Origin of the sequence: Agromyces sp. LHK192, assembly GCF_004006235.1 — a bacterium.
Taxonomy (GTDB): Bacteria; Actinomycetota; Actinomycetes; order Actinomycetales; family Microbacteriaceae; genus Agromyces.
The window spans coordinates 647223-667746 of sequence record NZ_CP034753.1; the positions used below are offsets into that span (position 1 = coordinate 647223).

The 20524-nt window shown below is 73.7% G+C and carries 14 protein-coding genes; 10 read left to right on the plus strand and 4 right to left on the minus strand.

Annotated features, from left to right (window positions below; translation table 11 throughout):
- The first annotated feature begins 23 nt into the window (after positions 1-23).
- The 9 genes from ELQ40_RS02925 to ELQ40_RS02965 all read left to right on the plus strand — a co-directional run bounded on the left by ELQ40_RS02925 (position 24) and on the right by ELQ40_RS02965 (position 15183).
- Complete coding sequence (locus ELQ40_RS02925) at positions 24-1121, plus strand: serine/threonine-protein kinase (protein WP_255424717.1); 1098 nt, start codon at positions 24-26, stop codon at positions 1119-1121.
- Positions 1121-7198 carry an Ig-like domain-containing protein gene (locus tag ELQ40_RS02930; protein ID WP_127792332.1) on the plus strand — a complete coding sequence of 2026 codons (6078 nt, stop codon included), beginning with the start codon at positions 1121-1123 and terminating at the stop codon, positions 7196-7198. The genes ELQ40_RS02925 and ELQ40_RS02930 overlap by 1 nt, the downstream gene beginning before the upstream one ends.
- 75 nt (positions 7199-7273) lie before the next feature.
- The gene (locus ELQ40_RS02935; protein ID WP_127792333.1) at positions 7274-8239 is read left to right on the plus strand and encodes a MoxR family ATPase; all 966 of its coding nucleotides are present in this window, start codon (positions 7274-7276) and stop codon (positions 8237-8239) included.
- Positions 8236-9621: a DUF58 domain-containing protein gene (locus ELQ40_RS02940; protein ID WP_127792334.1), complete on the plus strand. Its 1386-nt coding sequence runs from the start codon at positions 8236-8238 to the stop codon at positions 9619-9621. The genes ELQ40_RS02935 and ELQ40_RS02940 overlap by 4 nt, the downstream gene beginning before the upstream one ends.
- Positions 9618-12200, plus strand: a complete 2583-nt coding sequence (locus ELQ40_RS02945; protein WP_127792335.1) for a transglutaminase domain-containing protein — start codon at positions 9618-9620, stop codon at positions 12198-12200. Before ELQ40_RS02940 ends, ELQ40_RS02945 begins: the two co-directional genes overlap by 4 nt.
- A complete protein-coding gene (locus ELQ40_RS19310; RefSeq protein WP_127792336.1) occupies positions 12197-13030 on the plus strand; it encodes a DUF5684 domain-containing protein in 834 nt (277 codons plus the stop codon). The genes ELQ40_RS02945 and ELQ40_RS19310 overlap by 4 nt, the downstream gene beginning before the upstream one ends.
- On the plus strand, positions 12969-13607 hold the full coding sequence (locus ELQ40_RS19315) for an FHA domain-containing protein (protein WP_127792337.1): 639 nt from the start codon (positions 12969-12971) through the stop codon (positions 13605-13607). The genes ELQ40_RS19310 and ELQ40_RS19315 overlap by 62 nt, the downstream gene beginning before the upstream one ends.
- Entirely contained in the window at positions 13604-14464 is an 861-nt protein-coding gene (locus ELQ40_RS02960) for a PP2C family serine/threonine-protein phosphatase (RefSeq protein WP_240665914.1), read from the plus strand. Before ELQ40_RS19315 ends, ELQ40_RS02960 begins: the two co-directional genes overlap by 4 nt.
- On the plus strand, positions 14461-15183 hold the full coding sequence (locus ELQ40_RS02965; RefSeq protein ID WP_127792339.1) for a hypothetical protein: 723 nt from the start codon (positions 14461-14463) through the stop codon (positions 15181-15183). Before ELQ40_RS02960 ends, ELQ40_RS02965 begins: the two co-directional genes overlap by 4 nt.
- 92 nt (positions 15184-15275) lie before the next feature.
- Here ELQ40_RS02965 and ELQ40_RS02970 read toward each other — a convergent pair whose 3' ends face one another.
- Positions 15276-16598, minus strand: a complete 1323-nt coding sequence (locus ELQ40_RS02970) for an MFS transporter (protein ID WP_240665915.1) — start codon at positions 16596-16598, stop codon at positions 15276-15278.
- A 55-nt stretch (positions 16599-16653) separates the two neighbouring features.
- Here ELQ40_RS02970 and ELQ40_RS02975 point away from each other — a divergent pair, with 55 nt between their 5' ends.
- The gene (locus ELQ40_RS02975) at positions 16654-17658 is read left to right on the plus strand and encodes a DUF5937 family protein (RefSeq protein WP_127792341.1); all 1005 of its coding nucleotides are present in this window, start codon (positions 16654-16656) and stop codon (positions 17656-17658) included.
- A gap of 32 nt (positions 17659-17690) precedes the next feature.
- Here the strand turns inward: ELQ40_RS02975 and ELQ40_RS02980 are convergent, their stop codons facing one another.
- The 3 genes from ELQ40_RS02980 to ELQ40_RS02990 all read right to left on the minus strand — a co-directional run bounded on the left by ELQ40_RS02980 (position 17691) and on the right by ELQ40_RS02990 (position 20495).
- Entirely contained in the window at positions 17691-18509 is an 819-nt protein-coding gene (locus ELQ40_RS02980) for an alpha/beta fold hydrolase (protein ID WP_127792342.1), read from the minus strand.
- Positions 18506-19222, minus strand: coding sequence for a YqaJ viral recombinase family protein (locus ELQ40_RS02985; RefSeq protein ID WP_127792343.1), 717 nt, complete (start codon positions 19220-19222; stop codon positions 18506-18508). The genes ELQ40_RS02980 and ELQ40_RS02985 overlap by 4 nt, the downstream gene beginning before the upstream one ends.
- Before the next feature lie 82 nt (positions 19223-19304).
- On the minus strand, positions 19305-20495 hold the full coding sequence (locus ELQ40_RS02990) for an ROK family transcriptional regulator (protein ID WP_127792344.1): 1191 nt from the start codon (positions 20493-20495) through the stop codon (positions 19305-19307).
- Positions 20496-20524 lie beyond the last annotated feature (29 nt).

Consider the following 20524-nt stretch of genomic DNA (forward strand, 5'->3'; position numbering starts at 1 on the left):
GACGACGTGTGGCGACACCTCCGGTGATCGCCGGATTCACCTATGTCCGGCCGCTCGGTTCCGGCGGATTCGCCGACGTCTTCCTATACGAACAGGACATGCCCCGACGGGTCGCCGCCGTCAAGGTGCTGCGCGCCGACGCGATCGACCCCGAGGTCAGGCGCAGCTTCAACGCCGAGGCCGACGTCATGGCCCGGCTCTCGACGCACGCGGCGATCGTCACCATCCACCAGGCATCGATCTCCGCCGACGGTCGCCCCTACCTCGCGATGGAGTACTGCCCCGACACGATGGCCGCGAGGTACAAGCGCGAGCCGCTGCCCGTCGGCGAGGTGCTCGACGTCGGCGTGCGGCTCGCCGCCGCGCTCGAGACCGCGCACCGAGCCGGTCTGCTGCACCGCGACATCAAGCCGTCGAACGTCCTCATCAACACCTATGGCGCACCGGTGCTCGCCGACTTCGGCATCGCCGCGGCCCTGCACGACACCGGCGATTCCGAGGTCTTCGCGATGTCGGTGCCGTGGAGCGCGCCCGAGGTGCTCCGCGAGGAGACGAGCGGGAGCGTGCAGAGCGAGGTGTGGAGCCTCGCGGCGACGCTGTACACGCTGCTCGCCGGCCGCAGCCCGTTCGAGCTCGACGACCGTTCGAAGAACACGAGCGAGCAGCTCACCCGCCGCATCGCGCGGGCGACGTACCCGAAGCTGCCGCGTGCGGGCCTCCCGCCGATCCTCGACGACCTGCTGCAGGGTGCGATGCAGCGCGACCCGTCGAGGCGGTACCCGTCGATGGCGGCGTTCGCCGACCGTCTCCGCGACACGCAGTACCGGCTCGGGCTGCCCGTGACGGCCTTCGAGGTCGCGGCGCCCGAGTGGGCGGGCGCCATGCCCGTGCGATTCCACGACGAGTCGACGCGCGGCCCGGTTGTCTCCACCGTCGCCCGCGACTCCCGCCGAGCCGCCCGCGCGGCCCGCAAGGTCTCGACCGAGGTCGACCGCGACGGCCTGCCCGTGGCTCGCACGGCGAAGCGGTCGGGGCTCTCGATCGCGCTGATCGCGGCCGGTGCCGGAGCGGGCCTCGTCGTCGTGGCGTTCGTCGCCGGAAGGCTGACGGGGCTCGTCTGATGGCACGCACGACCGAGCGCCGCGGCCCGCGGCGGGGGATGATCGCGGCGGTCGTGGCATCCGTCGCGGTCATCGGCACGGTCGCGGGATTCGCGATCACCAGCGCCGGATACGAATCGCAGGAGGTGCCCCGCGTCGAGACCTCCGTGTGGGTCACCCGCGACGACGGCCGCTACGGCCGCGTCAACGCGGACCTCGCCGAGCTCGACACCGTCCGCTCGGTCGACGACCCGAGCGCGGTCGCGCAGTCGGGCGCGCAGGGCGTGCTGTTCAGCGGCGGCCTCCGCGAACGGTGGACCATCGATCCCGCCTCTCCCGCCGACCTCGTCGACACGGGCGATGCCGAGGGCGGAACCGGCGAGGAGATCGCCGCGACGCCGACGCCGGCAGGCACGCGCGAGGTCGTCGGCGCGGGCGGGTACGTGCTCTACCGCACCGACACCGGCCAGGTGTCGCTCGGCACGCTCGACTCCGAGCACTTCACCATGATCGACCCGTACGTCGCCGAGGAGGGCGACGACGAGGCCGGGGCAGCGGATGCCGCGGCCGACGCCGAAGCGGCCGCCGGCGAGGCTGCGGACGCCGAGGTCGACGAGGTGTACTCCGCCTCTGCGGCGACCGTCGACGCGGACGGGCGCGTCGCGATGTACTCCGCCGCCGACGGCGCGGTCAGCCGCTACGACGCAACGACGGCATCCTTCAGCGACCCTGTGGCCGTCGACCCTGCACCCGCGGCGGACGCGAGGCTGGAACTGGCGATGGTCGCCGGCCGGTGGATCCTCGTCGAGCCGGGCGCGGGCCGGGCGTGGATCGAGGGCGTCGACGACGTCGTCGAGCTCGACGTCGACGCCGAGGCGCTCCTCCAGGAGAGTTCCCTCACGGGAGATCGCGCGCTGATCGCGGACGGCAGCGGGCTCGTCTCGGTCGACCTCGGCAGCGGGGCCTCCGAGCGCGAGCTCGAGGCATCCGGCACCCCGGCGGCACCGGTCCTCGTCGGCGGCGACGCGACCGCCGCGTGGCTCTCGGACCAGGGCGGCACCATGTGGACCCGATCGGGCGGCGAGCGCGAACTCGAGGCGCCCGGCGAGATCCTCGGCCAGGCCTCCGCCGTCGCCCCGGTGCTGCGCACCAACGGCGACCGGGCCGTCCTCAACGAACCGGGTACGGGCCTGCTCTGGACCGTGCCCGACGGCCGGATGATCCCCCTGGAGGAATGGTCGGTCGAGGACGACACCGAGCAGGAGGAGGGCGTGATCCTCGTCGAGGACGTGCCCGAGCAGAAGCCGCCGGTCGCCGTCGGCGACACGTTCGGCGTGCGCAGCGGCCAGCTCGTCGCGCTCCCCGTGCTCCTCAACGACCACGACCCCAACCGCTCCGACGTGCTGACGGTCGCGGCGGGCTCCGTCGGCGGCATCGACCCCGCCTTCGGCGAGGTGACGACGGTCGGGCACAGCCAGTCCCTCGCGGTGCGCGTCGCCGCGACCTCGGGCAGCGCGACCTTCCCGTACGCCGTCAGCGACGGCGCCGCGTCGAGCGACCCCGCCACCGTGACGCTCAACGTCGTCCCCGACGACCAGAACTCCGCACCCGAGTGGTGCGCGGTCGAGCAGTGCCACCAGGTGTGGCCGTCGCCGCAGCTCCGACCGGGCGGCACCGCGATCGTGCCCGCGCTCGACGGCTGGGTCGACCCCGACGGCGACGCCTTCGTCCTCTCCGACGCGCGCGCCATCGACCCCGCGGCGCCCGTCGCCGTGGTCGCCCGCGCCGATGGACGCGTCGCCGTCCGACACACCGACCCGAACGCCGGAGACGCGACCGTCGCGGTCGCGATCGTGGTCACCGACTCCCACGGCGCGTCGACCGAGAAGACCATCGAGTTCCGCATCTCGGGCTCGTCCTCCGTCGAGGCCGGCGGCGTCGCCGTCACCGCGGGCACCGGCGAGAACGTGGCCGTCGAGGTCGCCGAGCACGTCACCGGCGGCAGCGGCTCCTACCGGCTCGTCGACGCCGTCGATCCGCTCGGCGGATCGACCGGCCTCATCGTGGCGCCCAACGCCTCGGCGGGCACCGTCGAGCTCAGCGCCGCGGAGGTCGGCGAGTACACGGTCACCTACACGGTCGCGGACACCGTCACCCAGGCCGAGGAGTCCGCGACGATCCGGCTCTCGGTCGTGGACCGCTCCGCACCGTTGTCGATCGCGCCGATCACCACCTTCGTCCGCCCCGGTGAGGACACCCGCGTCGACGTGCTGTCGGCCGTGCAGAACTCGACAGGGCGAGTGCTCCTGCTCAGCGAGGCGTCGAGTTCCACCGGCGACCTCGGCGTGGGCATCGTCGGCGCCGAGCAGTTGCGGGTCGCGATCTCGGGCGGCGTCGCCCCGGCCGGCGAGCCGGCGCTGGTCGGGCGGGTGCGCGTGGTCGTGACCGACGGTGCAGGCGCCGCGGTCGTCGGCTCCGTCGACGTGTTCCTCGCCCCGGTCGCCGTGGGCGCGCCGCCCATCGCCCGCCCCGACACCGTCACCGTGCGGGCCGGCCAGCTCACCGACATCCATGTCCTCGCGAACGACGTGAGCCCGCGCGGCGCTCGGCTCGTCGTCGGTCACGACGTCGTCGGCTCCGGCGCCGACGGCGAACTGGCGTTCACCTCGGGCGACGCGGTCCGCTACATCGCGCCGTCGAAGATCGGCACGTACGAGCTCACCTACTCGGTCGCACTCGAGAGCGACCCGACGATGACCGACTACGCGACCGTGACGGTCACCGTGCTCCCCGCAGGTGCCAACCGACCGCCGAAGCCGCCGGCGCTGGCCGCGCGCGTGCTCAGCGGCCAGAGCGTCGAGATCCCGGTGCCGAGCCTCGGCATCGACCCCGACGGCGACCGGGTCGTGCTGTCGGGCATCGGCCAGCCGCCTGCAGGCAGCGGCACCGCCTCGATCGGCGCCGAAGGCGACACCATCGTCTACCGCGCGCCCGTTGGCGGGGTGAGCGGCGGCCAGCTCGCGTTCGACTACACGGTGCGCGACGGCGACGGCGCCGAGCAGACCGCGCTCGTGCGGGTCGGCGTCCTCGCGGCCGAGCTCGCCGATGCCGCACCGGTCACGTTCAGCGACTACGTGCGCGCGACGCGCGGCGCGGCCACCGGAGTCACCGTCTCACCGCTCTCGAACGACCGCGACCCCGCGCTCGGCGAACTCGAACTCGTCGAGGTGGTGCCGAACGCGCCGCCCGGTTCGACCGAGTACGACCGACTCGCCGGCCTCGTCGACGGCGCGACGAACCTCGAGGAGGGGCACGTCGTGCTCGCCGCGGGCGACGTCGCGGGCACCAACTCCTACCTCTACACGGCCCGGTCGGTGGCGACCTCCTCGACCGCTCAGGGACTGATCGTCTTCAACGTCAGCGAGCAGGCCGCTGCGGACCATCCGGTCGTCACCGACACCGTGGTGACCGCCCGCAACCGCGGCGAGTTCGAGCGCGACGGCCTCGACGTCGTGACCGGGCACGTCGAATGGGCGACGGGGGACCTCTCGACCCTGCGCCTCGAGCTGTGGGGATCGTCGACCCGATACCGGGTCGACGGCTGGCGCATCTCCGGCCGCATGCCGGACGAGGGCGACCTGGTGCCGTTCCGCCTCTCCACCGAGGACGGCGCGGTCGAGACCTACGGTATCCTCCGGATCCCCGCGTTCGACGACCTCCCCGTGCAGCTGCGTTCGTCGGTGACGCCGGTCCAGGTCGGCGAGGAGCAGGCGAAGACATTCGACGTCGGAGAGATGCTCGACCTCGCCGACGGCGAGCGGGTGGAGTACGGAGACGGCCAGTACCCGGTGCAGCGCCAGAACTCGACGTGCGCACCGACGGGTTCCACGAAGGCAGAATACCGGGCCGGCCGCGAGGCGCCGTGGAGCGACATCTGCCTCGTGCCGGTGCGCCTCCTGGGGCAGGACCGCTGGTCGCAGGTCGCGGTGCCGATCGACGTCCAGCCGAAGGACCCGCAGGCGCAGCTGACCGCGATCTCGCGCACCGTCGCCCCGGGTGCGACCGAGCAGATCGCCCTCTACGACGCGATGACCTCGTGGGAGGGCGGCCGCGAGGGCGATCGCTCCAAGCTCGCCTACGACGTCTCCTTCGGCGGGTCGGCGTTCACGATGACCGGCGGCGGCGACCAGATCTCGTTCGAGGCGCGCGCCGACGCGGTTCCCGGCACCCGTGAGACGGCGACGGTCTCGCTGCCCGCGTTCGGCGGCGCCAGTGCGACCATCACGCTCGTGGTCGGCGTCGCACCGCCCGACTCGCCGCGTGGCGCGACGATCACGCGCGAGTGCACCGTGACCGCGGGCCCGTGCACCATCCAGGTCGCCGGCGTCGGCGGCGAGTACGACCCGTTCGCCGGCAAGACCGGTGCCGGTCTCACGCTCGCGTCGATCGGCTCGGGCGGCGGCGGCGTCACGTGCGACGTGGCATCCGTCGGCACGAGCGGCCAGCAGTCGGTCGTCGCGACGTTCAAGGCGGGCACCGAGGCCTTCGGCGGAACCTGCGTGGTCCCGTTCACGGTGCGCGACGCGCAGGGGCGCACCGGCCCCGGCACCCTCACCATCGACGTGCAGGGCTACCCGCAGCGGCCCGCCTCGATCTCGACGTCGGGGTACACCGGTTCGAGCGTGACCCTCGAGGTGGCGCTCGGCGACGCCGCGAAGGCCCACCCGGCCGTGAACGCCGTGCGCATCTACCGCGACGGGCGCGACACCGGCGCGGACTGCTCGCCCGCGATCGCGACGCTGTACCGCTGCGTGGTGTCCGGGCTCCAGAACGGCGCCGAGGTGCGCTTCACCGCGCGCGCCGTGAACCAGGTCGGCGAGTCCGCCGAGACCAGCGCGGTGACCACCTGGGCGTATCAGCAGCCGCAGATCACCGAGGCGGTGCCGGTGCCGGTCTACGACCAGCGCTCGACGAGCACGAACAACGCGGTCGTGGAACTCACGATCCGCTCCAGCGACGACACCCGGCAGTTCCGGATCGCCGAGCGCAACCTCACGCTCCAGCGGCAGGGTGCCGTCTCGACCTACCGCATCGACGTGAGCCCCGGCCCGCAGCTGCTCACCATCATCCCGATCAGCCAGTACCGTCCGCCGATCGAAGGGAGCAGCGACGGCGCCAGCACCGCGGTCGGCGTGACCGCCGCGGGTGCGCCGTGGTTCGAACGGTCGATCGTTGCATCGGCCCTGGACGACAACAAGTCGATTCAGATCTCAGGCGATTCGGTCGCCACGAACGGCAGCGACCGAGTAGTCGACAAGGTCTACCTGGCTTGGCGGAACGGGCAGGAACCCAGGTGCGAGGCGGCCGCGGACGGCAGCCTGAGCGTCTCCGGCGGCAACGCCATGAGATCGGCGACTTCGACGATCACCGGGCTCGACGACTTCGAGTGGTACCGCGTGAAGGTCTGCGCGTCGAACGGGTACGGTGCGACGCAGTCGAACACCGTCGATGTGCTCACCTACGCGAGCGCTCCGCCGCCGTCGGGCACGGCGACCTACGAGGTGTCCACGACGGCCGTGCAGGGCGGCGACGGCGTCTGGCGTTACGGGCTCGCTTCAGCGCCCTCGGTCTCGCCGCCGTCGTCGAAGTTCCACCTCGAGTACAACCTGTACGGCGACTGGCGCAACGACTTCGAGCTCAGGGCGGACTCGACGCCGTGGGACGTCCGCGTGCGTGCGTGCCGCTGGCAGTACACGAACTGCACGGGTGAGACCGCGGTCGGATGGGCGGGCGCCCCGACCGTCGTCGAGGTCGTCCTGCCCTCGAACGCGTGCTACGACAACGTCGACGATGCGCGCAACGCCGTGCGGGTGTCGACAGCGGCCAACGGGTCGAAGAACGTCGAGGTCGTCCCGGGCGCGGCCAACGCCGACGGGAGCATCCCCGTCACCGTGACGGTGCGGTTCTCGGATGACTTCCGAAACCTGTCGCCAGTCACCGGAACGACCACGATCTGCGCCCCGCCGCCACCGGACCCGGGGCCGACGGATCCTCCGACCGAGCCGACCGATCCCGCCGATCCCCCCACCAGCCCCTGACCCTTCGCGCGCCGCCCGGCTTCCCGCCGACGCATCCGCCCGAGACATCCCGCCCCACCCGAGAGGACCGCCACCGTGACGATCGCCCAAGTGCAGACCACCTGGTTCGCCGAGACGTTCTCGCTGCTCGCCGAGAACGTCGAGCAGGCGATCCTCGGCAAGCGCCACGTCGTCGAACTCGTGCTCGCGACCGCGATCTCGGGCGGCCACGTGCTGCTCGAGGACTTCCCGGGCACCGGCAAGACCGCGCTCGCCCGGGCGATCGCGCAGACCGTGCACGGCACCAACTCGCGCATCCAGTTCACGCCCGACCTGCTGCCCGGCGACGTGACCGGCGTCACGGTGTTCGACCAGAAGCAGGGCGAGTTCGAGTTCCACGCCGGCCCGGTGTTCGCGAACATCGTGCTCGCCGACGAGATCAACCGTGCCAGCCCGAAGACGCAGTCGGCGCTGCTCGAGGTCATGGAGGAGGGCCACGTCACGGTCGACGGCGTGACCCGCCAGGTCGGCGACCCCTTCCTCGTGATCGCGACGCAGAACCCGATCGAGCAGGGCGGCACCTACCGCCTGCCCGAGGCGCAGCTCGACCGTTTCATGATCAAGACCTCGGTCGGATACCCCGACGAGGCCGCGACCCTGCGGATCCTCCAGGGCGTCGCCAACCCGCGGAAGACGCTCGACGCCGTCGCGACCACCGAGACGGTCGTCGCGATGGGCGAACTCGCGCGCGGCGTGTACGTCAACCCGCTCATCTCCGACTACATCATGCGGATCGTGGATGCCTCCCGCCGCGCGACCGAGGTGCGCCTCGGGGTCAGCGTGCGCGGCGCGATCGCGCTCAGCCGTCTCGTGATGACCTGGGCGGCCGCGCACGGGCGCACCTACGTCACGCCCGACGACGTCCGCGAGCTCGCGGTCGCCGCGCTGGCGCACCGCCTCGTGCTCGAACCCGAGGCCGAGTTCGACGGCGTGACCGCGGTCGACGTCATCGGCCAGATCCTGCTCGACGTCTCCGCCCCGCGGGAGAACGGCAGCCAGTGACCTTCCACACCGAGTCGCGCCTGACGCGCACCGAATCGCGGCTGGCGCACACCGCTGCCACGGGGACGAAGACCCGTGGCAGCACCGTGACGCGCGTCGCGAGCACCCGCCGTGGCGGGGTCGCCGGTGCGGTCGTCGGCGTGCGCATCGCGGTCGCGCGCTCGCGCGCGGCGCTGCGCGCGGCGGGCGGATGGCTCGGTGAGACGGTGTCGCCCGCGGGGGCGCTACTGATCTCGGTCGCGGTGGTCGGCACGGCGGCCGGCCTCGCGTTCGGCTGGGTCGAGGCGTGGATCGCCGCGGGCATCGCGCTCGCGCTCCTGGTGTGCTGCGTGCCGTTCCTGCTGGGGTCGCACGACTACCGGCTCGACCTCGTGCTCGACCGCGACCGCGTGGTCGCCGGCGCCGAGGTCGGGGCGAGCCTCGGCCTCGTCAACGCGGGGTCGCGGACGTCGCTGCCGGGCGTCGTCGACATCCCCGTCGGCTCGGGACTGGTCGAGGTGCACGTGCCGTTGCTGCGCGGCGGGGCGAGGCATGACGAGCGGCTCGCGATCGCGGCCGAGCGTCGCGGCGTGATCGACGTCGGACCGATGACGATCTCGCGCGGCGACCCGATCGGCATCCTTCGCCGCGAACAGCGCTGGCCGGAGGTGCAGCGCATCCACGTGCACCCGCGCACGGTGCGCCTGCCCAGCACGAGCGCCGGGCTCATCCGCGATCTCGAGGGCCTGCCGACCGGCAAGCTCGTCAACGACGACCTCTCGTTCCACACCGTCCGCGAGTACGTGCGCGGCGATTCGCAGCGCCACGTGCACTGGAAGGCGACGGCGAAGACGGGCCGGCTCATGGTGCGCCAGTACGAGGAGTCGCGCCACGCGCGCATCGCGGTGCTGCTCGACGTCGACCTCGACGAGTACGTCGACGACGACGAGTTCGAGACGGCGGTGAGCGCCGCGGCATCGCTCGGCCTGCAGGCCGTGCGCGAGGGCCGCGACGTGTCGGTGTGCGTGGGCGGGGCGCTGCCCGAGTTCGGCGGCGACGTGTTCTCGCTGCGCACCCTGCCGACCCTCACTCCGCGCGCACTGCTGGACGCGATGTCGGGTGTCGAGGGCGTCGAACGCGCGACGCCGATCGAGGCCGCCGCCGCACTCACCGCGCAGAGCGCCGAAGGCCTGTCGATGGTGTTCCTCGTCGCGGGCTCCCGCACGCCGATCCAGCGGCTGCGCCAGGCGGCGATCGCGTTGCCGCCCGGCGTCCAGGTCGTGGCCGTCCGCTGCGAGCTCGGCGCGGAGCCGGCGGTGCGCACCGCTCGCGAACTGTCGGTGCTCACGCTCGGCGCGCTCGGCGACCTGAGCCGCATGCTCGCGAGGGGAGCACTGGCGTGAGCGGCATCGAGGCTCCCGCCCGGCGGCGGCGCGCCGGGCGCGCCGCCCGCGCCTCGCGCCCCGGCGAGGAGCGGGCCGTCGCGCTGCTCGGCCTCGGATACGTCCTCGCGGGTGCCGCGCTCGCGGGCTGGGCCGCCTGGCCGATCCACGAGCACTGGCGGGTGTGGCTCGTGGTCGGCGCGGGCACCGCGATCGGCATCGGATCCGCCTGGCTCGGCAGCCGGGTCGCGGGCGTGCTCGGCGCGATCGTGACCGGGCTGATCGCGACCGCCGCGTACCTCGTGCTGGTCGTTCCCGTCGCGATCCCGTCGGCGCTCGCCACGATCGACCACCTGGTGCGCGGACTGCGCGACGGCGTGACCGGCATCGTGCTCGGCTGGCGGCAGGTGCTGACCGTCGAGCCGCCGCTCGCCGACTACCAGGCCGTGCTGGTGCCCCTGTTCGTCACCGTCGTGGCCGGCACGACGATCGCCTCCGCGCTCGTGCTGCGCGGTGGCCGTGCTGCGCCCTTCGCCACGATCCCCGTGATCGCGATGACGGTCTACGGCATCGCGTTCGGCACCGCCGTGGTGGCGCCCCCGCTCGAGGTCGTCGGACTCGTCCTGCCGTTCGGGCGCGAGGCGCTCCTCGGCATCGCGAGCCTGACGCTCGCGGCGGGCTGGTTGATCCTGCGCAGCCGGATGCGTCGCGCGCGCGCGATCGCGCGGGTCCGCGCCGGCACCGTCGTGCGCAGCGGCGGCGCCTCGGCATGGTTCGCCGTGCGGCGGTACGCGCTGGCGGGGGCGCTGCTCGCGGTGGCCCTCGTCGCCGGGATCGCCGTGACGCCGGCCGTCGCGGCGTTCGCCGACCGGTCCGTGCTGCGTGACGAGGTCGAGCCCTCGATCGTCGTGCAGCGCCAGCCGAGTCCGCTCGGCACGTACCGCTCGTGGTTCGAGGCCGACCGCCTCGATGAGACCGTGATCGAGGTCTCGGGCGACCTCGAGGCGTTCGAGCGGCTCGAGTTCGCGACGCTCGACGAGTACACGGGCGAGATCTTCCACGTGGACCCCGACACCCGCTACACGCGGCTCGTGCGCAGCGCCGACGGCGCCGCGGACCTCGCCGAGCTCGAGGTCCGCATCGGCGACGGGTACTCGGGCGTCTGGATGCCGGTGCCCGACGGCCTCGCCGCGGCCCCCGAGTTCGAGGGCGCCCGCACCGAGGAACTCGCCGACGGCTTCCACACCGCCGCCTCGGGCGACGCGATCGACATCGCCGTCGACGAGCGTGACGCCGACGACGCCCCGTCGGGCCCGGATGCCTCGGACAACGGCCTGCGGCCGGGCGACGCCTACCGCCTGGTCGCCCAGCGCGCCGGCGGCTCGGCCGGCGATGCCACGGCGGCCTTCGCCTCGGCGAGCGGTGGCGAGAGCCGGCTGGCCGAGGACGACCTGCCCGCGATGGCGGGCTGGATCGAGATGCAGGAGGTGCCGCGCACCGGAGCCGGACTGCTGGACCTCGTCGACCGCCTGCGGACGCGCGGGTACCTCAGCCACTCCGTGCTCGACGCCGAGGAAGCCCGGCCGTGGATCGCCGGACTCCAGGCGGCGGGCGGCTACACCTTCCTCCCGAGCTACGCCGGTCACTCGCAGGCCCGGATCGACGAACTGTTCACCCAGCTCGTCGACCAGCAGCGTCGTGCCGGGGAGGACCCGCCCGAGGAGATGCTGATCGCCGGAGTCGGCGACGACGAGCAGTTCGCGGTCGCGGCCGCGCTGCTGGCCCGCGCGTTCGGCTTCGAGTCGCGCGTCGTGCTCGGCATGCGCCTGCCCGGTGCGGAGCCGGTGCCCGGTATCGCCACGTGCGAGTCGACGTGCACGGGAGCGTCGATGACGGCGTGGAGCGAGGTCCGCGCGCCCGGCGGCGAATGGGTCGCGGTCGACACGACGCCCCAGTTCGTGCTTCCGCCGACCCAGATCACCGAGGGCGAGCAGCTTCCGGAGCATCCGACCGTCCCCGATGACGAGCGCAGCGAGCCGATCGACCCGCCACGCGCGAACAGCGAGTCGTCGGATGCCGCGGCACCGCCGGCCGTGTCCGGCGACGATGACCCGACCGACGGTCTCGCGATCGTGCGGTGGGTCGCGCTCGGCACGGGCGCACTGCTGTTCCTCCTGCTGCCCGTGCTCGCGGTGCTGCTCCTCAAGTCCGGGCGTCGGCGGGCCCGCCGCAGCCTCGAGGACCCGGAGCTGCGCGTGGTCGCGGCGTGGGAGGAACTCGAGGATGTCTACGTCGAACACGGCGTGCCGTTCGCTGCGTCGAGCAGTCGCGCGGTGACCGCGGCGTCGGCTCGGCGCCCCGCCGCCGCAGAGCTCGCCCGACTCGTCGACCTGGCGGTCTTCGCGCCGCATCCGCCGTCCCCGGAGACGGCCGAACGCGCCTGGGCTATCGTCGATGCTGAGCGCCGGGACCTCAGGGCCGCGCTGCGACCGCTCGAGCGATGGCGAGCGACCTTCACGCTCCGCGGGTTCACCGCACGCCTCAGACCACGAACACCGGCAGCTGCGCTGTCCCTCCGTCCGAAGGAGTCCACCCCGTGACCGAACCCGCTGACGCCGCCTCCGCGCTGGCGTTCCTCCTCGTGGTGGTCGTCGTCGAACTCGTGATCGCGGCCGGCATCTACGTGTGGATCGGCATCTCGTTCTCGAAGCTCTTCCAGCGGCTCTCCGCCGAGCGCTGGCGCGCGTGGGTGCCGCTGCTGAACTACGCCGAGGTGTACGCGCTCGGCGGGATCAGCCGGTGGATGGTGCTGCTCCTGCTCGTGCCGATCGCGAACCTGTGGGGGCTGTACCAGTTCGGGGTCGCCGCCCACCGCATCAACGCGCTGTTCGGGCGGGGCATCGGGTTCGCGGTGCTCGCCGTGTTCCTGCCGCCCGTCTGGGCGACGATCCTCGGGTTCTCGAAGGCGACTCCCGACCCCGAGCACGGCCGCCTCGACGCAGCTCCGGCGGCCGCGCCCTGGCCGACCGCGACCGGCCCGCTCTCGGAGCTCCCGGCTCCGGGGGCACCCGCGCCGGTCTACGACCCGAACGGCTACGCGGGTCCGGGATGGGGGGCGCCTCCCGCTCCGGCTGCGCCGGCGCCCGCGCCCGCCGCCGGGTTCCCGCCGCCCCGCCCGGGTTCGCGCCGGTTCCGGCCGCCGGGTTCCCCGCGCCGGGGCAGCCTCCGGCCGTGCCGACGCCCGCGCCGACGCCCGCGTACCCGCCGTTCGGGGTGCAGCAGGCCCCCGCCCCCACTGCGCCGGAGCAACCGGCTCCCGCTGCGCCGGCTCCGGCGGCGCCGACTCCTGCCGCGCACGACCCCTGGTCGTGGCAGGCGCCGGCACCGCCCGCACCCGCGGCGTCGACCGAGGCGCCGCAGCACACGGTGATTCCGCCCATGCCCGGCTTCGCGCCGCCCGTGGCGCCGCCCGCTGTGGCGCCGCCTCAGCCACCGACCGCCCCCAGCAGGCGCCGCAGCCCGCCGCGCCGGAGCCTGCCGCGGCAGCGGCCCAGCCCGAGCCCGTCGACTTCGCCGCCGCGCACACCGTCCTCCGCGACCCGGGTTCCACGATCCCCGGGATCGCCGACATCGATGACGACGACTACGAGTCGACGGTCGTGGTCGACCGTCGCCCGCGCCTGACGTGGACGCTCGTGCTCGACGACGGGACGACGCTCGCCCTCACGGGCGACCGGGTCCTCCTCGGTCGCAATCCGGCCGAAGGACCGTCGGGCGAGCAGCGCCTCCCGGTGCCCGACTCCACGCGCACGCTCTCGAAGACGCACGCGCGACTCGACTTCGCCGACGGCCGATGGACCATCACCGACCTCGGCTCGACGAACGGCGTCCTCGTCGAGCGGTCGGGCGAGGAGGAACTCATCGACGCCCACGTCGCGACCCCCGCGACGGGGCGCTTCGTGCTCGGGGAGGTCGGCATGCGCATCGAGTCCGGGAGTGCGTCGTGAGCGCGGCTGCATCGAGCGGGGCCGAGGCATCCGTCATCCTGAGCGTCGGCACGGCGACCGATCGCGGCCGCCGACGCGAGGTGAACGAGGACTCGCTGCTCGCGCAGGCGCCGGTGTTCATCGTCGCCGACGGCATGGGCGGCTACGAGGCGGGCGACCGCGCGAGCCGGGCCGTCGTCGACGCGTTCCGCCGGCATGCCGCGCACGGTGCGTACACCACGCTCGACGCCGTGCGCGAGGCCCTGATCGCGGCCGACGACGGCGTGGCGGCGGTCGCAGAGGGCACGTCGCGAGGCGCCGGCAGCACCGTCACGGGCGTCGCACTCGTCGACGTCGACGGTGAGCCGAACTGGCTGGTGCTGAACGTCGGCGACTCGCGCGTGTACCGGCACCTCGGGACCGAGTTGCACCAGGTCACGATCGACCATTCGCTGGCGCAGGAACTCGTCGACGACGGCTCGATGCGCCGCGAGGACATGCGCGGGTTCGCCCAACGCAACGTCATCACGCGGGCGATCGGCGCGGCCGACAGTTCGGCCGACAGCTGGCTGCTTCCCGTCACGAACGGCGAGCGACTGCTCATCTGCTCCGACGGCCTGACCTCCGAGGTCACCGACGAGGCGATCCGGGCGACCCTCACGATGGCTGGACGCCCCGAGTCGGCGGCCGAGGCGCTGGTCGCGCGTGCGAACGAGGCCGGGGGCCGCGACAACATCACCGTCGTCGTCGTCGACGTGGTCTCGGGCGGGCGCCGTGCACCCATCGACGACGGATCCGGTTCGTCGTCGATGCGGGCGTCCGCGCAGGACGACCTCGACGGCACCACCATCCCGGTGAGGGCCGGCGAGCGGTCGTGAGCAGCGAGGTCGAGCACGAGAGCGGCATCGTCGACGGCGAGGCCGTCGACGAGCGCACGGTCGTGGTCGGCCGACGCGCCGTCATCGAGGACGATGTCGACCGGACCGTGGTCGTCGAGCGAGGCGATCCGTTCGACGAGACGGCGGTCGTGATCCGGCCCGCCGCCGAGGCCTCCCGGGCGGGGGAGTTCGCTCCTCCGCACGACGCCGCCGACCTGGACCGCACCCGGGTCGTGCGACGCGAGCGAGCACCCGGCGAATCGGGCGCCGCGAGCGCGTCGGATGCCGCGACCGCGGAGGCCGGCGACGACGAGGACTTCGACCGGACCCGCGTGGTCGGCGATCGCGACCCTGGCACACCGGTTCGGGCGGATCCCGAGCCGGCGCCGCACCGCACGAGCCGCCGCTCGGGCCGCGGTGACCGGCGGCGGACGTTGCAGCCCGCGCCGCTCGACCCTGCGACCCTGCGACCGGTGGTACCCGGCGCCGGTGCGGGCGCGATCGAGCCGTACGCGGTCCGCCAGGTTCCCGCGACGGCGACCTTCCCCCCGCAGGTGACCGACGCCGACCGGCCGACGCGCAACGACGACCCCGCGCTGCCGTCGTTGGCGCGACGCTCGCGCCGGCGCGCAGCCGTCGGGGTCGCGGTGGTCGCCGTGACGAGCGTGGTGTCGGCGGCGGGCCTCGTCGCCGTCGGCGTGCTGGCCTTCTCGGGCTGAGGGCGGCTCAGGCGCCCGCGAGGCCCAGGCGCCCACGAGGCTCAGGCGCCCACGATGCTCAGGCGCCCGCGAGGCCCAGGCGCCCGCGATGCTCAGGCGCCCACGACCCGCTCGAGCGGCGCGACCGCCGATTCCGCGCGCGCAGCGTGGCGCGCGATGGCCCGGATGCCGAGCCCCGCCGCCAGGAACACGGCGGCGAGGATCACCCAGCCGATGATGCCCAGCGACTCGGTCGTGCCCGCGACCACGAGCGGGGCGGCCATCGCACCGACCGAGTATCCCGCCGAGAACAGGCCCTGGTACGTGCCCATGCGCACCGGGTCGGCGAGTTCGAAGCTCAGGCCCCAACCGCCCGCCTGCGAGAGGACCTCGGCGAAGGCGTGTCCGGTCGCCGCGGTGACGACGAGCAAGATCGAGACCCACGCGGGCATCCCGGCTGCGGCCGCGTAGACCAGGCACGACGCGGCCATGAGCCAGGCGGCGATCCCCGTGATCCGGCCCGCGATGTGGAAGTCGTGCGAGCCGCGCGAGAGCGGCACCTGGAAGCAGACGACGATCACGGTGTTGAGGATGAGCACGACGGCGACGAGCACGTCGGAGGCATCCGTCTGCTGCGTGATCCAGAGCGGCACGGCGAGTTCGCCGACGCCGAACTGCATGCCGAACACGGCGCAGAGGGCGGTGAGCAGGAGGAACCGCGTGTCGCGCCACGGTGAATGGGCGGCTGCCGCGCGCCGGGCGGCGCGCCGGTTCGCGACGGCGTCGATCGAGCCGGTCTCGGTGCGCAGTTCGGCGAGCGCGGGACCCTGCGGCAGGTCGTCGACGGATGCCGGCAGGCGCACGAGTCGCACGATGGCGAGGAGGTAGAGCAGGCCCGCGACGACGAGCAGGATCCGGTACGCCTCGGCGGTGCCGATCGCGAGCGCGATGGCCCCGACGCCGGAACCGACCGCGATCGAGACGTTCGTGACGGTCCGCAGGACCGCCCGGGCGTGCACGCGCGACTCGGGGCCGAACGCCCGCGCGAGGATCGCCATGCGGGCGGTGTTCGCGGCCTGTCCGAACGCGCCGACGACGATGCCGAAGACGAGCGCTCCGACGAAGTCGCCGATGGCGGCGTAGCCGACCAGCCCGAGCCCCTCGAGTGCGGTGAAGGCCAGGAGCACGCGGCGGACGGGGAGTCGGTCGGCGAGCCATCCGCCCGCGAAGGAGGCGAGGACGCCGACGCCGCTCGATGCCGCCAGGATGATCGCGACCTCGCCCGCCGACAGCCCGACGACCAGCGTGAAGAACAGCACCGTCACCGCGAGGAAGATGCCGCGGCCGACACGGCTGATCAGCGTCGCGGTGACGAGGATGCTCAGGACCGGGTCGGAGACGGACTCGAGGATTCGGGCGGGCAGGGTTCGGATCACGGATCGTTTCTCCCAGATCCGATCGCGCGAGAAAATCGATGTAGCGTATTCCTACATGTTGCAGTACCTCCTCACCGAGGCCGACGTCGGCGACGTGCGCTTCGGCATCTCCCCGCTGTGCGAGCTGGGCATGTCGCTGCGCGCGATCCGGGCGCCCGAGCGCTATCCGCTGCAACTGGGCTGGGTCCGTCGCACCGAGGCCGCCCGCGCGCGCCTCGACGTCGCCGTGCTCGACGCGCTCATCGACGACCGCCTCTGGACACCCGACTTCCTGAACCCGCGGCCGCTCTCACCGCTCACCCGACTCGACGAGGAGCTCGCGGCCCTGCTCGCGACCCCGCACGACGTGTTCCGCGAGGAGCTCGTGGCGGTCCACGGGAGGATCCCACGCGTCCTCGCAGGATCCGTCGACACGGCGCTCGAACGCCTGGTCGAGGCGCTCGCCGAGTTCTGGCGGACCTGCTTCGAGCCCTACTGGGCCAGGATGCGCACGGTCCTCGAGGCCGACATCGTGCACCGGGGGCGCCTGGTCGCGCAGTCCGGACTCGCGGCGATGCTGAACACGCTGTCGCCGACCGTGTCGTACGCCGACGGCTCGGTCGACGTGCGGCTGCGCTCGAAGCTCGACCGGCGCCGACCGGTCGGCGGCGAGGGCCTGATGCTCGTGCCGACGATGTTCACGATCAATGCGTCGACCCCCGTCGGCGACGCCCCGCCCATGATCCTCTACCCCGCGAGAGGACAGGGGGCGCTGTGGGAGGCCGAGCGCCCGCCCGCCGCCGACGCGGTCGTCGCCGTGCTCGGGCAGACGCGCGCGACGCTCGTCACCGCGCTCGCCGAGCCGGCCTCGTCGACCGAGCTCGCGGTGCGCTTCGGAGTCACCGCCTCGGCCGTGAACCAGCACCTCCGGGTGCTGCGCGACGCCGGGCTCCTGACGGCGACGAGGTACGGTCGCAGCGTGCTCTACCTGCGCTCCGACCTCGGGACGGCGCTCCTCGGCGGCGCCGGCCGAAGCGCCGACGCCCCTGCCGGTGCACGCGCGGGGGCATCCGGCAGCTGAGCCGTCGGGCGCGCGGCCGACGGCGTGCGTCGTCAGGTCCGGGCGGTCAGCGCCAGCCAGCGACCGACCGCATCGCGGACCGCCGCGGTCTGCGCGGGTTGCCCGTCGTCGCGCGCGGGCACCGTGTCGAGCGGCGCACCCAGCGCGCCCGCCCACCGTTCGGCGAGTGCGAGCGGATGCACCGGGTCGCGGGGCGCCCCGACGACGAGCGAGCGGATGCCCGCGTCCGTCACCGACGCGAGCTCGGACTCGTCGGCGAAGGCGCGGTTGCGCGGGATCTCGACCAGCCGCACCGCACGCTCGACCGCCATCGGCGCGGTGAACTGGGTGAGCAGGCCGTCGGCCCCGGCGGGCGATTCGGCCCGCACGCGCTCGAAGACCGCGGTCTCGCGGAACTGCTCGAGTCCGCCGGGGCCCGCGTCGCGGAGGATCTCGCCGATGACCGGGAACGCGCGCAGGTTCACCGGCAGCGAGGTGTCGTCGAACGAGGGCCTGATGAAGACCGCGCGTCGAACCGGCAGGAGACCGAGCAGGGCGATGCGCAGCGCGAGGGCCGCACCCATCGAGATGCCGATGACCGTGAACGGCGCCGCGGTGCCCGACGAGCCGTCCGCGTCCGTGACGGCGCCGAGCTCGTCGAGCTCGTGCTTCGCCGACGCCGCCGCCTCGTGCGCGAGCCGGTCGAGCGCGAAGTCCCCGGGTCCGCCGACCGCGCGCGAGGCGCCGTGCGCGCGCACGTCGACCGCGACCACCGGGCCCGTCGGCGCGACGATCGCCGCGAGCATGGGGCTGAGGAGCTTGAGCGGCTGCCGCCGGTCCGCTCCGAGCCCGTGCAGCAGCAGGGTGGTCACGCGAGCGGGCCCGGACGGTAGAAGCCGCGATCGCGCCCCGCGGGCGGCGCCAGCGGGGCGGCGGTGGGCGCGATCAGGGCCAGGAGTTCCTCGGCGAGTCCGACGAGGATCTGGATCTGGTCGTCGTCACGGTCGACCCAGCGGCACTCCGGTTCGCCGACGGGGACGAACCCGTCGTGCTGCTCCCAGACCACGAGCGTGCGCTCGGCGCCGAGCACGTACTGCTGCCACCAGACCTGCCGCAGGTAGCCGCGAGGGATGCCCCGCCAGGCCTTCGTGGTCGTCTTGATCTCGCACAGCTCGACCGCGCCGCCGCGGACCGCCAAGCCGTCGGGCGTCGCGAGATGGCGCGTCTCGCCGTCGGCGTGGAACAGCAGTCCGGAGGGGTCGATGCCGTGCTCGCGGCGGACCCAGTCGGCGATGACGGGCTCGCGTTCGCGCCCGTGGTCGGTGAATCGGCTGCCGCCGAAGCTGCGACCGCCGGTCCCGTGCAGTTTGTCCCAGGCCGCGGAGCGCACCGCCTGCCGGCTCGACAGCTTCGCGGCATCCGTCGCGGTGACGCCGCGCGAGCGAGCCCGCAACCAGGCGACCCGGTCGCCGGAGTCGGCGACGATCCGGCGCTCGTGGGGCAGCGGTGCGCGAACGGCGGCGGCGGCGCGGGCCGGAGGCGCGTACTCCTCGAGCTCGAAGAGCGCGAAGGGTTGCGAGGTCACCGTCCGAGCGTACCGCCGCCGGCCGACGGCGGGCGTCCGCCGCGCTGCGCAAGGGCCGCGCTGGACCGGGCCCAGCGGCGCGTCAGCGGGCGGCGGCGAGCTGGTCGATGCCCTCGGGCGAGAGCACGTGGTGGACGGCGAGCATGCTGGCCCCGAGCACGGCGGCGTTGGCGGCCGCCGCCGACTGCACGATCGACAGGTGCTCGGTCGCGAGCGGCATCGAGCGGGTGTAGACGACCTCGCGGACACCCGCGATGAGGTGCTCGCCGGCGCGCGCCATCGATCCGCCGATCGCGATGACCGAAGGGTTCACGAGGCTGACGCAGGCCGTGAGCACCTCGCCGATGTCGCGTCCGGCCTGGCGCACCGCCTGGATCGCGTCGAGGTCGCCGCGCTTGACGAGGTCGATCACGTCGCTGCCGGAGTCGGCGGCGACGCCCTGCTCGCGCAGCGCGCGGGCGATCGCCGGCCCGGAGGCGAGTGCTTCGAGGCATCCGCGGTTCCCGCAGTGGCAGGGGACCCCGGCGCCGCGCGCGACCTGCACGTGCCCGATGTCGCCGGCGATGCCCTGCGCGCCGCGCTGGAGGAGGCCGCCCGAGATGACGCCGGAGCCGATGCCGGTGGCGACCTTGACGAACACGAGGTGCTCGACTGCGGGCCACGCGAGGGCGCGCTCGCCGAGGGCCATGATGTTCACGTCGTTGTCGACGAGCACGGGCACCTCGAGGTGCTGCTGCACCCAGCCGGGCACGTCGAAGCGGTCCCAGCCCGGCATGATCGGCGGGTTGACCGGCCGGCCGGTCGAGTGCTCGACGGGCCCGGGCACGCCGATGCCGATCGCGGCGAGGTCGTGCCGGTCGCGTCCGAGCCCGTCGATGAGGTCGTGGCCGATCTCGACCATGCGGGTGAGCACGGCTTCGGGGCCGTCGGCGATGTCCATCGCCTCGCCGCGCTGCGCGAGGACCGTGCCGGTGAGGTCGGTCGCGGCGATCGTGGCGTGGGAGGCGCCGAGGTCTGCCGCGAGCACGAGGCGGGCGCCCGGGTTGATCGCGAACTGCGACGGCGGTCGCCCGCCGGTCGAGGCGGCGTCGGCGACGGGCGTGACGAGCCCGAGTCGCATGAGCTCGTCGACCCGCGCCGCGATGGTCGAGCGGGCGAGCCCGGTGGCCTGCGCGAGCGCGGCGCGCGTGCGCGGTGCGCCGTCGCGCAGGAGCTGGAACAGCTCGCTCGCCCCCGAGGTGCCGAGCGCCGATCCTCGGCTGATGTCGACCATGTCCCTGAGTAAAGCACACCGTGTTCACC

Coding starts and splice junctions, on each gene's coding strand:
- ELQ40_RS02930 (WP_127792332.1), top strand. CDS start 1,121: ATGGCACGCACGACCGAGCGCCGCGGCCCGCGGCGGGGGATGATCGCG.
- ELQ40_RS02990 (WP_127792344.1), bottom strand. CDS start 20,495: ATGGTCGACATCAGCCGAGGATCGGCGCTCGGCACCTCGGGGGCGAGC.
- ELQ40_RS02975 (WP_127792341.1), top strand. CDS start 16,654: ATGTTGCAGTACCTCCTCACCGAGGCCGACGTCGGCGACGTGCGCTTC.